This is a genomic window from Pseudoalteromonas sp. N1230-9 (assembly GCF_032716425.1).
In the GTDB taxonomy this organism is placed as follows: Bacteria; Pseudomonadota; Gammaproteobacteria; order Enterobacterales; family Alteromonadaceae; genus Pseudoalteromonas.
This window is the reverse complement of sequence record NZ_CP090419.1, coordinates 3,078,368-3,093,451: the sequence shown is the minus strand read 5'-3', so window position 1 is coordinate 3,093,451 and position 15,084 is coordinate 3,078,368. Positions and strand designations below refer to the sequence as shown.

Annotated in this window: 14 protein-coding genes; 8 read left to right on the top strand and 6 right to left on the bottom strand. The window is 40.1% G+C overall.

Translation table 11 applies throughout. The annotated features are described in order from the left end of the window. The first annotated feature begins 34 nt into the window (after window positions 1-34). Entirely contained in the window at window positions 35-1,939 is a 1,905-nt protein-coding gene (locus LY624_RS14325) for an alpha/beta hydrolase family protein (RefSeq protein WP_341803277.1), read from the top strand. Between the two features lie 103 nt (window positions 1,940-2,042). Here the strand turns inward: LY624_RS14325 and LY624_RS14320 are convergent, their stop codons facing one another. Next, complete coding sequence (locus tag LY624_RS14320) at window positions 2,043-2,969, bottom strand: manganese-dependent inorganic pyrophosphatase (RefSeq protein WP_130149417.1); 927 nt, start codon at window positions 2,967-2,969, stop codon at window positions 2,043-2,045. 150 nt (window positions 2,970-3,119) lie between these two features. Here LY624_RS14320 and LY624_RS14315 point away from each other — a divergent pair, with 150 nt between their 5' ends. Beyond that, a complete protein-coding gene (locus tag LY624_RS14315; protein ID WP_341803276.1) occupies window positions 3,120-3,611 on the top strand; it encodes a hypothetical protein in 492 nt (163 codons plus the stop codon). A gap of 11 nt (window positions 3,612-3,622) precedes the next feature. After that, window positions 3,623-4,432, top strand: coding sequence for a bifunctional DNA-formamidopyrimidine glycosylase/DNA-(apurinic or apyrimidinic site) lyase (mutM, locus tag LY624_RS14310; RefSeq protein ID WP_130149419.1), 810 nt, complete (start codon window positions 3,623-3,625; stop codon window positions 4,430-4,432). A gap of 46 nt (window positions 4,433-4,478) precedes the next feature. Here mutM and LY624_RS14305 read toward each other — a convergent pair whose 3' ends face one another. From LY624_RS14305 to LY624_RS14290, 4 genes are read right to left on the bottom strand one after another with little or no spacing between them, the layout of a single operon-like run. Then, window positions 4,479-4,967: a DUF3299 domain-containing protein gene (locus tag LY624_RS14305; protein WP_371354442.1), complete on the bottom strand. Its 489-nt coding sequence runs from the start codon at window positions 4,965-4,967 to the stop codon at window positions 4,479-4,481. A gap of 8 nt (window positions 4,968-4,975) precedes the next feature. Further along, window positions 4,976-6,244 carry an ABC transporter permease gene (locus LY624_RS14300; protein ID WP_341803275.1) on the bottom strand — a complete coding sequence of 423 codons (1,269 nt, stop codon included), beginning with the start codon at window positions 6,242-6,244 and terminating at the stop codon, window positions 4,976-4,978. Then, entirely contained in the window at window positions 6,231-6,929 is a 699-nt protein-coding gene (locus LY624_RS14295; RefSeq protein ID WP_341803274.1) for an ABC transporter ATP-binding protein, read from the bottom strand. The genes LY624_RS14300 and LY624_RS14295 overlap by 14 nt, the downstream gene beginning before the upstream one ends. 16 nt (window positions 6,930-6,945) lie before the next feature. Beyond that, window positions 6,946-8,019, bottom strand: a complete 1,074-nt coding sequence (locus LY624_RS14290) for a CDP-glycerol glycerophosphotransferase family protein (RefSeq protein WP_341803273.1) — start codon at window positions 8,017-8,019, stop codon at window positions 6,946-6,948. A gap of 217 nt (window positions 8,020-8,236) precedes the next feature. On the opposite strand from LY624_RS14290, the gene LY624_RS14285 reads away from it, so the two are divergent. The 5 genes from LY624_RS14285 (at window position 8,237) to LY624_RS14265 (ending at window position 13,715) form a co-directional block, all read left to right on the top strand. Beyond that, the gene (locus tag LY624_RS14285; RefSeq protein ID WP_130149423.1) at window positions 8,237-9,343 is read left to right on the top strand and encodes a phosphoribosylaminoimidazolesuccinocarboxamide synthase; all 1,107 of its coding nucleotides are present in this window, start codon (window positions 8,237-8,239) and stop codon (window positions 9,341-9,343) included. Between the two features lie 171 nt (window positions 9,344-9,514). After that, window positions 9,515-10,168 carry a methylamine utilization protein gene (locus tag LY624_RS14280; RefSeq protein ID WP_341803272.1) on the top strand — a complete coding sequence of 218 codons (654 nt, stop codon included), beginning with the start codon at window positions 9,515-9,517 and terminating at the stop codon, window positions 10,166-10,168. Continuing rightward, entirely contained in the window at window positions 10,161-12,476 is a 2,316-nt protein-coding gene (locus tag LY624_RS14275; RefSeq protein WP_341803271.1) for a bifunctional diguanylate cyclase/phosphodiesterase, read from the top strand. The genes LY624_RS14280 and LY624_RS14275 overlap by 8 nt, the downstream gene beginning before the upstream one ends. Beyond that, on the top strand, window positions 12,463-13,296 hold the full coding sequence (locus tag LY624_RS14270; protein WP_341803270.1) for a DUF3034 family protein: 834 nt from the start codon (window positions 12,463-12,465) through the stop codon (window positions 13,294-13,296). The genes LY624_RS14275 and LY624_RS14270 overlap by 14 nt, the downstream gene beginning before the upstream one ends. Next, window positions 13,296-13,715, top strand: coding sequence for a group I truncated hemoglobin (locus LY624_RS14265; RefSeq protein WP_130149427.1), 420 nt, complete (start codon window positions 13,296-13,298; stop codon window positions 13,713-13,715). The genes LY624_RS14270 and LY624_RS14265 overlap by 1 nt, the downstream gene beginning before the upstream one ends. Here LY624_RS14265 and LY624_RS14260 read toward each other — a convergent pair. Then, complete coding sequence (locus LY624_RS14260; protein WP_341803269.1) at window positions 13,712-14,716, bottom strand: glycosyltransferase family 9 protein; 1,005 nt, start codon at window positions 14,714-14,716, stop codon at window positions 13,712-13,714. The genes LY624_RS14265 and LY624_RS14260 overlap by 4 nt on opposite strands. Window positions 14,717-15,084 lie beyond the last annotated feature (368 nt).

Here is a 15,084-nt window from a genome sequence, read left to right as displayed (position 1 = left end):
TGGTCATTTAACTGATTAATTCAAAAGGGAAAATATGTTAAAAGGAATCATGACAATCCTGCTTTTGGCAACATTTATTGTCAATGCTAAAGCCCCTGTATGGGAACAATACGCTAAACTTCCAATGGTTGAGCAGCCAAGCTTATCGCCAAATGGTGAGCTTATTGCGACACTTTATAATACTGATTCAGGCCCAACTATTAGTGTTACTAAGTTTCCTGATATTGATTTTAAGGTGTTGGCGCGGTTAAAGAAAAACAAAGACCGTGTTGATTTTATTCGCTGGTCAGGTAATCGCTACATTATCGTATCGGCAAGTTATCCTGAATATGTAAATGGTCAGTTTTTCAGAGTATCTCGGTTGTACTCTATCAATGTAGAAACCTCTGAAACTAAAGTGCTCACATCTCCGCGTTTTACAGATGATCGTTGGTATAAGTATCAGTCATTTGAGTTAGTATCATCACTCAAGGATGAAACCGATTATGCACTGATTTCCACCTACGACAAAAATGATAAAGGCTATGTTGTCTATCGTGTGCATTTAGGCACATCTGGCTTTGATAAAGTTCAGGGTAACAAAAATGATATTGGTAGCTGGTATGCAGATAGTAAAGGGGTTATCAGACTTGGACTAGCCGTTGAAGAAAAAGATGACGTATTTACAGCATCAATTTGGTATAGAGCAAATAAAGACGCAGAGCTCAAAAAAATTCACTCACAGGTGTGGGGGGAAGATGATACTTTTTCTATTCAAGCTTTATCAAAAGATGGCTCCAAAGCGTATGTGCTTTCTAATAGGGAGCTTGGACGTGAAGCTCTTTGGCTCTATAACATAGAAGCAGGCAAGTTTGAGGAGTTGATTTTTAGTAATGATAAATATGATCTCGATGGCGCAATAACTGATAATGAGGGTGAGTTTATCGGTGTATCTTTTTTTGATGACTACTATCGCACTCACTATTTTGATGACAAAGATGGCGCACAAGAGCGTGAAGTGGCAGGCCTATTTAAAGGAAAGCAGGCCACAATCAGCAGCCGTAGCCGAGATCATACGCGATTATTAGTATCAGTCACTAACGATGTTACGCCGCCAACTTATTATTACTTCGACTTAAATACTCAAAAAGGAGGTGTTTGGTTATCGAAATATCCTTATTTAGTCAGAAAGTCATTTAGCCCAGTACAAAATTATAGCTTTAAAGCCAGTGATGGTCTGGAAATAACGGGTTACTTTACGCAGCCAGCAAATGTTAAAAACCCGCCATTGATCGTTATGCCGCATGGTGGTCCGCACGCTAGAGATTATAAGTATTTTGACAAAGAGCTTCAGTATCTTGTTGAATTAGGGTTTTCTGTATTGCAAGTTAACTTTAGGGGCTCTGCAGGCTTTGGTAGCGCATTTGAAACGGCTGGTTATTACCAGTGGGGTAAACGTATGCAACAAGATGTGTATGAGGCAATGGATTGGGCAATTGCGCAAGGTTTAGCTAAAAAAGATAATGCCTGTATTTTTGGCGCAAGCTACGGTGGTTATGTTGCCTTAACAGCTGCCTTTCAAGAGCCCAAGCGCTTTAAATGTGTGGTGAGTATATCAGGCGTCTCAGACCTTGAAACTTTTGTTACGAAAACAGATAGACAAGGGAAATACTTAGGTAATATCGTTGATGTTAAAGATGATAAGTCTATCGATGCGTTAGCTGAGGTATCAGCAATAAGAAAAATTAACCACATTAAGGCGCCGATTCTTTTAATACATGGTAATAACGATACGCGCGTTAATTATAATCAATCGAAAGATTTCTATGACAAAGCGAGAAAACAGCTAGATATTAAATATGTTGAAATAGAGGATGGAACACACTTTTTTGACGATCAAGAAAGCCAAATAAAGTTATTCTCTGAGATAACGCCGTTTTTAAAAAAGCACCTATTATAGGTAGCCTTTAGTAATATCTAGATAAAAACTTAATAATAGAGTAATAAAAAAGCCGATGTTTGAAGTGAAGTTACATCGGCTTTTTTGTGTCTATTTCGTAAGATTAGATCTTTGCAAAAGCGTCTTGTAGTGGCGGTACTACTTGCTTCTTACGGCTTAATACGCCATCTAACCATACGCGACCATCTTCTGATTTAACATCATAGGCAGCTTCGATTACTGATACGTCATCAGACGCAATTAGCATTTCAGAGCCTTCTTTCATGATATCAGTTAACAGGAGTAATACTGAGTGGCGACCGCCTTCTTCTTTAAGCTTTGCGATATCAGCTTCAAGATCTGCTTTGATTTCATCAAATACAGCAAGGTCGATCACTTCTAGCTGGCCAATACCTACTAGCTTACCGTTCATGTTGAAGTCTTTGAAATCACGCATGACTAAGTCGCGTGCAGGTGTGCCTTCAACCGCTGATTTCACCTTGAACATTTCCATGCCAAGCTCTTTAAAATCTTCGATACCTGCGATTTCAGCAAGTGCTTCAACACACTTGATGTCAGCCGTTGTACAGGTTGGTGATTTAAAGATTACAGTGTCGCTTAAAATTGCACATAACATGATGCCTGCGATATCTTTTGGAATCTCTACATTGTAGAAGTCATACATCATTTTGATGATAGTGTTTGAACAGCCAACAGGACGGATCCAACACTCAAGCGGTGTTGATGATGTTAAATCGCCTAGTTTGTGGTGATCAACGACACCCACAACACGTGCTTCATCGATGTCATCAGGTGCTTGTGTTTTTTCTGTATGGTCAACGATATAAACGTCTTCACCTGCGTAGCTAAGCTTTAGCTCAGGGGCTTCGAAACCAAATTTATCTAGGATAAACTGTGTTTCAGGCGATACTTCACCTAAACGCGTTGGTATTGCAGGTTCTTCGATTTGGTTTTTTAAATAAGCAAGCGCAATTGCACCGCAAATTGAATCTGAATCAGGGATCTTATGACCCACTACATACATTGACATTGACGGAACTCCTTTAAATTTGGCGGATATTTTAGCAAAGTCTCTACAGATTGATACATAACAGACATGAAATTTTGTTGATCAATTACAACTGCCAATTAATGGACTTTTTAGTTACACTTTAAGGTATTGAAAAGTGAGGAAGATACGATGCGTTTGAGCCGAAAAGCATGGAATAATGTGGTGATTATTTCGATGCTGTTGATGATTTTTTTCTTTAACGGTTTGCACAAAAAGCTCAATACTCCCCCTGTGAATGAGGGCGTTCAAGCTCTACTGCCTGAGCAAAGCTTTATTTTAGCAATGGCTTTTCCTGAACTGAAAATTGAGCGCATAGGTACTTCGTGGCGGAGCCAAGAGTTACAAAGCATTACATGGCAAGCCGATGAACAGACGCTCGAACAATTAGTCGAACGTTGGCAGCGTCAGCAATTAACCATAGCAGCGCTGCCAGTGAGTAAAATTTCAAAGGCGTCTGCGGATTATGTTGCCTCTGTATGGCTTGCTGGTGAGCAATTGCCAGCGGTGTATCAGTTATATAGCATTGAGCAGCAATACTATTTATTGGATAAGCGGTTACAACGGGTATTTGAGCTTGAGCAAGCTGATGTCGTTAAGTTATTTCCGCTATACCCGTTTTAAGAGAGTCATAGATGCCTGAATTACCAGAAGTTGAAGTTAGCCGTTTGGGAATAACGCCGCATGTGCTTAACCAAACAGTGACTAAAGTAAATATTCATAACGCCAGCATGCGTTGGCCTGTGCCTGATGATGTTTATCAATTGCAAGGGCTTAAAGTTACCTCAGTAGAGCGTAGAGCAAAATATTTATTACTCGGTTGTGAGTTGGGTAGTGTGATTTTGCACTTAGGAATGTCGGGTAATTTACGTGTTGTGGATGCAACTGAGCCTTTAAAAAAACATGACCATATTGAGTTTATTTTAGCGTCTGGTAAAGCGTTACGGCTTAATGATGCTCGTCGTTTTGGTGCTTGCTTATGGCAAGCGCCAAATGAATGCCATACCTTGCTGTCAAAGCTAGGGCCTGAGCCGTTAACAGAAGAGTTTGTTGCAGAGCGCGTTTTTGAGCAGTCACGAAACAAAAAAGTACCCATTAAACAATTTATTATGGATAACGCTGTGGTGGTTGGTGTTGGTAATATCTATGCCAATGAGTCGCTATTTAAGGCTGGAATTCATCCTAAACGAGAAGCCGGTAAGGTGTCTTTAAAGCGTTATCAGCAATTGGTGCCTATTATTAAAGAAACCCTTGCAGCGGCTATTACACAAGGTGGCACAACATTAAAAGACTTTGCCCAAAGTGACGGTAAGCCAGGGTATTTTGCGCAGCAATTATTGGTTTATGGTCGCAAAGGCGAGCCATGTGTTAATTGTAAAGAGCCATTAAAGGAAATTAGATTAGGGCAAAGAAGCACGGTTTACTGTTCTAATTGCCAAAAGTGACGCTGAAAGCAACCATCAAAAAAGCACGCCTCGGCGTGCTTTTAAATTATAGTTCAAATGGGGCGACACCGACCGCTTTCATTTTATAGCCAACTTGCGCAATTTCACCCGACCAAGTTTCTGTGCTAATCACGCCTGTAACAACGATTGCATCATATAGGCTTTCAATAGGCACACCCCCTTCAATTGTGACATGCACAATTTGATTAGGTGGCGGGGGTGGTACATGGATACAGGCACCAAAATATGGCACCAGTAAAAACTCAGTTATTACTTCGCTGTCGCCCTCTAGCGGCACTACAAAGCCAGGCAAACTAACTGATTGGCCGTTTAGTTCTTTAACAACCGGCGCATCTAAATCAGGTTGTACCCAATTTTGTTCTGAACCCTCATGGTTAGCTTGTGCTTGGGTGTCAATTTGTACATGCCCTTGTGGGATTAAGTCTTCCCAAAAAATTTCTTTAGGTTCGCCTGCATTTGCTAACGTGCAGGATAAAAGCATGGCAACAGCAATAAATTTTTGAAAAAATTGCATAAAATTCCTTAAATTTTGATACTCATGCCATCGGCAAGTGAGTAAAAATATGCGCGGGTTGCAGGTATCAACCCAACGATAAAACCTGCAAACATTATCGCAGCTAATAGCATGAGTTCATAGGCCGATAATAGCGCTATATTAAGGCTTATTCCGGCATGGCTTTGCAAGTAACCTGCGCCGAATAGCATTAAAGCATAGAACAAGGCGACACCAACAAGGCAGCCTAGCCCAGTGATGAGTAATGACTCTGCGCTTATCAATGTAAAAATATGCCAAGGCCTAGCGCCTACCGAGCGCAAAATAGCCAATTCTCTGCGACGCTGATTTAAGTTCGACAGCAAGCTGGTCAACATGCCAAGTAAACTAATAATGACCACCACAATTGAAAAAAGTAATAATATTTTTTCGACAATTGAGAGCATTTCCCACAATTCACGTAAGGTCACACCAGGCATGATGGCAAGTAATGCCTCCTCTTTGTATTGGTTAATATTACGGCGTACTTGTAGGGTGTACAGTGGCGAATCAAAACCGAGTAGAAAAGCGGTTATTTGTTTTGGTGTGCCAATGAGATCGACATCATCATGCTGGTCGTGGTCGTGGTCGTGGTCGTGGGCTTTTTCATGTTGATGACTATGACCACCATGAATTTCATCAATCGCTGCAAGTGGAATATGCAAGGTTTTATCAACGGGTGTACCTGTTGCTTGTAAAATACCAACAACGGTAAATGGGTTATCATCATGGTTATGAAAGCTAGTATTACCCATGCCGTGAGCAATCACGACCTTATCACCCAGTTGATAGCCAAGGGATTTGGCTACATCAGCACCAAGAACAACGTCAAATAAGTGATTGAACTCATGGCCGTTTGCAAAGCTTAATGGCTGCTTCTTACCAAAGCGATAGTGAGTAAAGTAGTCCTTGTTTGTACCAAGCACCGCAAGGCCTTTATGGCTATCACCTAACGACAGTGGAATGCTCCAGCTTACTCCTCGTTGCTTTGCAATATACTGATAACTTTGCCAACTGACGCCGTTATTAGCATGCCCAATACGAAATACAGAAGAGAGCAGTAATTGAATGTCGCCCGTGCGAGCGCCAACGATCAAATCTGTGCCAGAAATGGTATTACTAAAGCTACTTTTGGCATCGATACGAACACGCTCAATCGACATGAGCAACATCACACTAATAGCAATAGTGAATAACGTAAGCAAAGCACTGGCTTTGCGATTGAATAAGCTTTTTGCGGCAAGTTTAAGTAGTAGCATGTCTGCCTCCTTGTAGTTCAACAAGGTCAATGCTGCGTTTGAAAAGGCTGCGCAGGGTCTCATCATGACTGACAAACACGAGCGTGCTATTAGTGGCTGTGGCTTGTTCAAACAGTAACTTCACAAATGCTTGACGGTTTTGTGTGTCTAGTGCCGAGGTTGGTTCATCGGCGATAATGATTTCTGGGCTACCTATAAATGCTCTGGCTGCTGCAACACGTTGTTGTTGACCAATACTTAATTCACCGACAGCTTGATGCTGTAAGCTGCCTGTTAACCCTAACGCTGTAAGCAGTCGGCTCGCTTCTGCATTAATAGTGGCATTGTTTTGAAGCGCATGATGTTTGCGAGATGTCGAAAACTGGCAGCCTAATGTTACGTTCTCAATGGGCGATAAATAAGACAGTAAATTAAAGTTTTGGAAAATATAACCAATATGGTCGGCACGAAAACGGTCGCGCTGGCTATTACTAAGTTGGTTTATTGCTTTGCCTAGTAACTCAATTGTGCCTTTGTTAGGAGTAGCAACACCGGCAAGCAAAGACAGCAAAGTTGATTTACCGCAGCCACTCGGGCCATGAAGAAAAACATGTTCGCCTTGATCAATCTGCAATTGTGCAATATTGATCGTTGGCGTCGTTTGTTGTGAGTGCCACTTAAATAGCACATTTGAAAGCGTGATCATAACGACCTATAAGTTGTTACCATCGCCAGTAATTTAACTTTTTACGCATTTTGAGGTTACGAATAAAATTACGTGGTTTTGGCTTAAGTGCTGGATTGCTCAATAGTAATTCATTGCTGGCAGCAAGTACACGCTGACTCGATAAGCCGTCCTGATATGGGTGTAACTGTTGGCAGAAGTGTTCAATTTTAGCCATTAGTTCATCGGGCTCTGTGAGAGCATAATCGATGGCCTGTTCGATTTTATCTGCATCTGTAATGTCAACGAGATGCTCATCTGGGTTTTGGTTGCAGAAGGTCACCACAGGCTTACGTTGTAAAATAAACATCAGTAATATCGATGAGGTATCACAGAGCATTACATCCGCTGCTTTTAGAAGCGGTAAAACATTGTCGGTTTCTACAAAGGTTAAGTTTTCATTTTGTAGCGCTTTATATTGCGCAACGAGTTCGCTTGGCATTTTAGGATGAAACTGCATTAAAATGCGCCATTTTCCTTGCTCGCTAAATGCTTTAATTTGTTCATAAAGCTTTGGAGCAAGTGAGATACGCCGAGAAAAAGTCGAGCAAATGAGTAATGTTTTACGCGGATCTTGCTTATCTTCGTAAGGGTTATTTTCGACCTCAGAAAAGTAGGGATCCAGTGTTGGCCAACCTGTTTCTTTTACTTGAAAGTAGCCATGCTTCTGAGCAAGCTCTGTAAAGGTGGTCGTAGTCGATGGCCCTTGAGTGCAATATAAATCAAAACAGTCACGAATTTTAAAATGATTATCTAAGCCATTATTAACGCGTTTTCCTGAATTAAAGCCATGAAAAACTTTGACTTTTTTACCGGGGATAAAGTTTGGAACAATATTTCCTGGTAGATAGACAATATCGGGCTGCCATTCTTTTACATCGTTTAATGACATCAAACGTTGCTCTTCTTGGTGAAGAAAATCAGGGTTAACCTCATCTCCTTCTAGAAACCACTTAACCTCACCGCCATGAGCTAAAATTTCTTGCTGTAGAGGGCGCAAGATGGCGTATGAATAATTCTGTGAAATATACATTAAGTATTTTTTTTCTGCGGTAGCTGCTAAGTAATCCAAGAAAACCTCCTATTGTGAGGGCGCTATTATAGCGAAGTTTTGTTTATGACAGCAAAATTACAGAACATTTAAAGTTTATTGATTTTGTCATGAGAATTGAAAAGCGGATCGTAGCGCAATGATTGAGCTTTCATAGCGTCTAGATTATTATAGGCGGCCATAACCCCAATCCCATACATGTGCTCATTTGAGCATGCCAAATACTTTCGGAGATAGCATGACTAGCTATAAAGTTTTAGACGTAAACGATGATTTACCGATCCGTACCAAAGGTGCGGTACACAGTGGTAAAGTGCGTTCAGTTTATTGGTTAACTGATGAAGACAGCGCTCGTTTAATTAATGAAAAAGGTTACCAAGTTCCAAAGGGAACTGAGCTAGCTATTATGGTTATTTCAGACCGTATTTCTGCGTTTGATTGTATTTGGCAAGGTGAAAATGGTTTAAATGGTGTGCCAGGTAAAGGTATTGCTTTAAACTCAGTGGCATCACATTGGTTTAAGTTATTTGACAAAGCAGGTCTTGCAGGTAATCACATTGTTGATATTCCACATCCATATGTGTGGATTGTGCGTAAAGCAAGCACTGTAAAAGTTGAAGCCATTGCTCGCCAATATATTACAGGTAGCATGTGGCGAGATTACGCGAAAGGTACACGCAATTTCTGTGGTATTGATTTGCCTGAAGGTCTAACAGCTAATCAAAAGTTAGATGATGTACTTATTACACCATCAACAAAAGGGATCATCACAGGTGTTGCCGAAATTCCTGAGGTGGACGATGTTAATATCACCCGCGAAAACATTACTAATAATCTATCAGTATTTAATTTTAAATCTGAAGACGATGTCGCTAAATATGAGCAATTGCTAGTTGAGGGCTTTAAGCTTATTAGTGATGAGTTAGCACAGCTTGACCAAATCTTCGTAGATACCAAGTTTGAGTTTGGTTATGTAGAAGATATCGATGGCTCTGACAAGCTTATTTATATTGACGAAGTGGGCACGCCTGATTCATCACGTATTTGGGATGGCCCTGCTTATCGTGATGGTAAAATAGTTGAAAATTCAAAAGAAGGTTTCCGCCAGTTATTAATTAATAATGTGCCAGACAGTGATGTATTGTTAAATAAAGATCGTATGGGTGAGCGCGAGCAATTAGCAAAAGATTACACATTACCTGAATCTGTGATGCTTGAAGTGTCTGATACTTATGTTGGTATCGCAAGTAAAATAGTGGGCGAAAAAATAACGATACCAAGCGATCCGCGTGGTGAAGTGATTGCTATTTTAGACAGCGAATACGGTTTGATTAAACACAGTTAAACACATTTTTAGGCCTAATATTCCTTCAAGGCCTTTCTTATTTTTAAGCCAAGTTTATGTTTTAGGTACGTTTGCTTGGCTTTTTTCTTGCTTTTCCTGCTTTCAGTCATTAACTTAACACAAGATTAATCTATACTAATTAGCAGAATAAGCTAAGCAAGGAACCAACCTATGTTTTTATTTGCGCATTGTCTTCGCGCGACGTGTGGTCTTGCACTCTTTACCAGTTCAACTTTGTTTGCAGCGGATATTTCATTTGTTGTTCGTGACCAGCTAGGTAATCCGTTATCTGACGCTGTTATTGAGCAGGTTGCAATAAAAAATAATGAATCTACGCCTCTTCCAGTCGCGGTAATGGATCAAGTTAATAAACAATTTTCTCCTACGGTACTGATTGTTCAACAAGGGCAGTTAGTGGATTTTCCTAATAGTGATGATATTCGTCACCATGTTTACTCTTTTTCGCCTGCTAAAGTCTTTGATATAAAGCTGTATGCGGGGCAACCCGAAAAGCCTGAAAAATTTGATACCTCAGGTGTTGTGGTACTTGGTTGTAATATCCATGATTCAATGGTCGGCTATATTTATGTCGCTAAAAATCATCGGGCTACAAAAACAAATCAACAGGGAATGGCAACACTTAAGGACGTTATATATCCACTAAGTTTAACTATTTGGCACCCAAACCAAGTAAGCGATATTACTTTTAAGCAGTCACTCATTGTAAATCAATCTCCTAAAAAGTTTTATGAAGTTATTGTTGAGACTGTGGAACCTGCACCACGAAATACATTTGGCGAGATGTTTAAGGTAAATAATGGTTAATAGTTTAAGAGGGCGAATTATTGCGCTATGCGTGGGTTTAGTTTTACTTACCACACTGGTGAGTTTATTAAGTTCTTGGTGGTCAACAAATCGTTTTAATAATCAAAAGTTAGTTGAAGATATCAATGTTGCTGAGAATGTGTTCAAGCAGTATCTTAGCGCCAAAGAAAGCTTATTGTTAACGGCTGCGAAAGTGCTGACTGCTGATTTTGGTTTTAAACAAGCTATTGCCACGCAAGATGCCGACACAATTAGTAGCGTTTTAAATAATCACAGTCGGCGTATTAACGCAGATTTAATGATGTTAATTGATTTGTCGGGTCAACTTGTATCGGCAAATACTGAGTTAAATCATACCTCTGATGAGTTTACCCCTTTGATGCGTGAACTGCTGAAGCATGCTGAGCAATCAAATTTTATTATTATTGATAAAACTTTATATCAGGTGATCTTACTGCCAGTGAGAGCGCCTCGTACAGTGGCATACAGCCTCGTTGGGTTCAAAATTACTGACTTAGTTGCTAAAGAGTTGAAAAACCTGACTACAATGGATGTGAGCTTTATTGGTCAAGAGGATGATGTTGTTGAAACATCGCTCACGGATGACCTTTATGGAAGCTCAGTACTTGAACACTTCAATAATAAAATGACACATCGGATTTTTGGGGAAAAGCCAGTTTATCGTAATCGTTTAATTCAACTTCCCTCATTGTCAGGACATCAGGTTACAGTATTACTTAGTGCAGACTTAACGTTAAGTTACCGAGAATTTGAGCAACTCTTTTTTACTATCATTATTTTAGCGGTTATTACGGTGTTCATTGGGGTGTTGACCAGTGGCTTTTTAGCTAAAAATTTAACGACCCCTTTATTACAGCTTACATTGCTGGCGCAGCAATTTGCCCGTGGTAATTATCAAGCAGACTTTGTTGGCAAAAAGCAAAGTAGTGAGATTACAACACTTATCGATGCTTTCAATAATATGGGTAATGATATTAAAGAGCGTGAGCAGCAAATCAGCTTTCAAGCAAGTCATGATTCTTTAACTGGCTTTTTAACTCGCAGTGCCATGCTCGAAAAAATGGAGTCTTTGTTAGGACTTGGAATTGATTACACCTTAGTGGCAATTGATATCAGAGGCCTTCGACATATTAACGATAAACTGGGCCCACGCATTGGTGATGAATGCTTAAAAGCGGTGGCAGAGCGAATTTGTCAGTACTCAGAGCAGATTGGTGGAGTGAATGCTCGAATTGGTGGCGATGAGTTTTTAACTTTATTCCCCAGTCAAAAAGCAGGGCAACTAAAAAGCAGTGTGATGGAGTTAATGGCACAATTACAAGTGGGCTATTTAATTCGAGGGTTAAATATAACCTTACGCTTTAGTACTGGTGTAGTTCATTGTATGTCGCAAGGTGTGAAGCCTGATGATTTAATGCGCCGTGTATTAATTGCCGTTGATACAGCATCATCTGAACAAAAGAATGTGCACTACTATCAAGAAGGTGAGGACGAAGAGCACCTCGAACGATTGGCTATTATAGATGAACTAAAGCAAGCGTTATTTGATGATGACGGGCAGCTTTTTATGACCTATCAACCCAAGCTAAATATTAAAACGCAATGTATTGATAAAGTTGAGTCACTGATTCGTTGGCAACGTAAAGATGGTCAATGGGTTTCCCCAGAGTTATTTATCGATTTAGCAGAGCAATCCGGTGTGATTGTTGAGTTAACGGCTTGGGTAGTTAAGACGGTTGTTTCACAAGTTGCGCAGTGGCAGCAAATGGGCATTTCGATGCAGGCAGCTATTAATGTGTCGGCGCAGGATATTGCTTACCCGAGCTTCTACTCTCATTTGGCTAAACAACTCAAAACACACCAGTTAAGTGGTCATTTAATCACTATCGAGCTTACAGAGCGCGACATGATCGAAAATGAAGAGCAAGGAATAAAAGCGCTTGAGAATTTAAAAGGCTTAGGCGTTAAGATTTCTTTGGATGACTATGGTGTGGGGCAAACATCGCTTGGACGTCTGAAATCGCTGCCTATTGATGAATTAAAGCTAGATAAGTGTTTTATTTTAAAGCTAGATCAATCTAAGCAAGATCAATACATAGTTCAATCGACCGTAAGCCTAGGCCATCAACTCGGCTTTTCGGTTGTAGCAGAAGGGGTTGAGAATGAAGCATCTCTTGATTTACTTACACAAATACAGTGTGACTATGCACAAGGGTATTATTTAAGTCGACCTCTCAAGTCCGAACAATTTATTCAATGGTTAGCACAATACAATGAAGCATCTTAAATGGTTTGTGGGTTTATATTGTTTAGCTAGCGCGGCTTCAAGTCTCGCTGCAACGGGAAAGTTGCTGGCAACCCCTGGGGTTTCGCAAGTCGAAGGAAGTGCTGGAGGCGGGTTAGTACCGTGGGCGCAATTAGCAGGTTATGCAAGCGCTGATGAAGTGGCAATCAACGGCTTTTGTAGTCGTGCAGATGTAACTGACTACCGCTTAGATGTGTGTGGCGTGCAGTTTAACTTATTTGATCGTGTAGAACTTAGCTATGCGCAGCAGCAATTTGATGTGCCTGCATTGGACACTCAAATTGAACAATCAATTAGTGCGGCTAAAATAAGGCTTTATGGTGATATTGTTTACAGTGAATGGCCACAAGTAAGTTTGGGAGTGCAGCATAAGGAACTACAAAACGGTGCAATTGCTTCACTTTTAGGCGCTGAGGATACAAAAGGCACCGATGTTTATATTGCAGCAAGTAAACTCCACTTAGGGGCACTTGCTGGATATAATTGGTTTTGGAACACCACTGTGCGTTACAGCGAGGCTAACCAATTAGGCTTATTAGGATATGGGGGTAAAAACAGCGCTGAAAAATTGTTATTTGAAGCGTCCAGTGCTGTATTTTTAACGCATCAGGTGGCAGTGGGTATCGAGTACCGTGAAAAAAGTAATAATCTTGGTCTTTCGGAACAAGATTGGAAAGATATATTTATTGCTTGGTTTCCTAATAAACATATTAGTGTCACTGCTGCATGGCTTGATTTAGGGCGTATTGCGGGAGCAGATGATCAAACAGGTTGGTATTTGTCAGTGACAGGATATTGGTAATGAAATATGTTCTTTATGTTTTTGCACTTGTGGTATTGCTGAGTGGGTGTAGAGCAACAAACCAGCTTAGCCTCTATCAACAATTGGATGGACAGCAAGGTATAGAAAAGCTGGTTGATAGTTTTATTAACCAGATAGGGCACGATAGCAAGATTCTTGAGTATTTTAAGCAAGCAAATGTAGCGCACTTTCGTCAAGGCTTCATTTCACATTTATGCTCAGTGACCGATGGGCCTTGCAGCTATACAGGCGATTCGATGATTGATATTCATACCGGTATGAATATATCTGAAAAAGACTTTAACCGCGTTGTTGAGCTTTTAATAAACGCAATGGACGAGCAGCATATACCTCAGCGGCTGCAAAACACGCTTTTAGAGCGCTTAGCGCCCATGCGTTCACAAGTGATCAATATTTAAATTAGCTGATTAACCGCCTCACAAATTTGGCTAGGCTTTATGTCTCTTATGAGTTCACTGTCTATTAATTGCTGGCCGTTGGCAACCAAGGCAATGTAATTCTTTTGCTTCGGGGCAACAGTACTCCAAGGCGATGTGCCTAACCCGACTAATACCACACATGGGATGTTTGCGGCGGCTGCAATATGCATAGGGCCAGAGTCAATGGTAATAAATAAATCTAAAGACGCAACTAAGTCGAGCATTTCTAGCATAGAGGTTTGACCGGCTAGGTTCGTGATTGACGCATTGCTATTATTAAGTTTAGCGACTAACTGCTCAGCCTCATCCTTCTCTGAAGGATCGCCAACAATATAAAAATCGCAGTCAGGGTGCTCTTCACTAAGTTTTTCCAAGGTTTGAGTTGCGAGATCTTCTGGGTAATGACGGCATCGTTTATTTTTACCACCAAAGTAAATACCTAGCTTTTTCTTTTTATTCTGTTTTATGTAGTGACTCTTTTTAGCTTGCACTTCGGTATTGGGGATTTCTGAAAAAGGGTACCCATGTGTCTCGTTTATTAAACGGCAATAGCGGTAAATATAATGGTGATTTTTATTAAGCTTTAATGTGTGAGTTAGTAGTGGTGAACGTCCATTTTGTGCATAGCCAATACGATATTTAATCTTAGCTGCAAAACAAAGGAGCGCTTCTGAAAGAGAATTTCTTAGTATGATTGCTAAGTCGATATTGGCTTTTTTTAATATACTCGCTTGGCTTAAAAGTGAGCAAGGCTGATGCGTATCAAAGCGATTATCAGAAATAACCTCAATCGAGTTATCTCTAGATAGCATTTCAACAAGATGTGGGCGTGCTAACACATAGATTTTTTTGTTCGGGTAAAGTGTTTTAAGCATTTTGATTGCTGGGGTGCAATTAATTGTATCGCCAATGAACTTGGGAAGTACAACCAGTATATTCCCTTGGATTTTTTTACTATCAATTGTTTGGTTTTTGGGCATTTGAATGAGGCCGAGATGTTTTTATTTGCTATGTTCTTGAGAGATTAATCTTTAACTATTTCTTGCTAATGCTTATCTTTTTAACGTTAGATTAGTTAGCAAGGGCTTTTTCATTCTCAATAAGTTTACTTTCATCTTATTTTTTCAAAGATGATAGAGGGTATGAATGACAATACCCAACTCATTTTTTGAAAAAATAAGGCTCAATTTTGCTGGGGTTAGACCGTTATTATCTAATCTAGTTCTTGCCCAGTTATGTATTTATTCGTAGTTTATCATCATAATAAGAAAGTGCGTATGAATATGACATTAAATACAACGTATTATCTAGACTTATTTGAGCTTAAAGTAGAGTTAGTTATTCCAGT

What these genes read in the sequence shown, in the direction of transcription:
- LY624_RS14325 (WP_341803277.1), top strand. Translation starts at nt 35, where the DNA reads ATGTTAAAAGGAATCATGACAATCCTGCTTTTGGCAACATTTATTGTC.
- LY624_RS14320 (WP_130149417.1), bottom strand. Translation starts at nt 2,969, where the DNA reads ATGTCAATGTATGTAGTGGGTCATAAGATCCCTGATTCAGATTCAATT.
- LY624_RS14315 (WP_341803276.1), top strand. Translation starts at nt 3,120, where the DNA reads ATGCGTTTGAGCCGAAAAGCATGGAATAATGTGGTGATTATTTCGATG.
- mutM (WP_130149419.1), top strand. Translation starts at nt 3,623, where the DNA reads ATGCCTGAATTACCAGAAGTTGAAGTTAGCCGTTTGGGAATAACGCCG.
- LY624_RS14305 (WP_371354442.1), bottom strand. Translation starts at nt 4,967, where the DNA reads ATGCAATTTTTTCAAAAATTTATTGCTGTTGCCATGCTTTTATCCTGC.
- LY624_RS14300 (WP_341803275.1), bottom strand. Translation starts at nt 6,244, where the DNA reads ATGCTACTACTTAAACTTGCCGCAAAAAGCTTATTCAATCGCAAAGCC.
- LY624_RS14295 (WP_341803274.1), bottom strand. Translation starts at nt 6,929, where the DNA reads ATGATCACGCTTTCAAATGTGCTATTTAAGTGGCACTCACAACAAACG.
- LY624_RS14285 (WP_130149423.1), top strand. Translation starts at nt 8,237, where the DNA reads ATGACTAGCTATAAAGTTTTAGACGTAAACGATGATTTACCGATCCGT.
- LY624_RS14280 (WP_341803272.1), top strand. Translation starts at nt 9,515, where the DNA reads ATGTTTTTATTTGCGCATTGTCTTCGCGCGACGTGTGGTCTTGCACTC.
- LY624_RS14275 (WP_341803271.1), top strand. Translation starts at nt 10,161, where the DNA reads ATGGTTAATAGTTTAAGAGGGCGAATTATTGCGCTATGCGTGGGTTTA.
- LY624_RS14270 (WP_341803270.1), top strand. Translation starts at nt 12,463, where the DNA reads ATGAAGCATCTTAAATGGTTTGTGGGTTTATATTGTTTAGCTAGCGCG.
- LY624_RS14265 (WP_130149427.1), top strand. Translation starts at nt 13,296, where the DNA reads ATGAAATATGTTCTTTATGTTTTTGCACTTGTGGTATTGCTGAGTGGG.
- LY624_RS14260 (WP_341803269.1), bottom strand. Translation starts at nt 14,716, where the DNA reads ATGCCCAAAAACCAAACAATTGATAGTAAAAAAATCCAAGGGAATATA.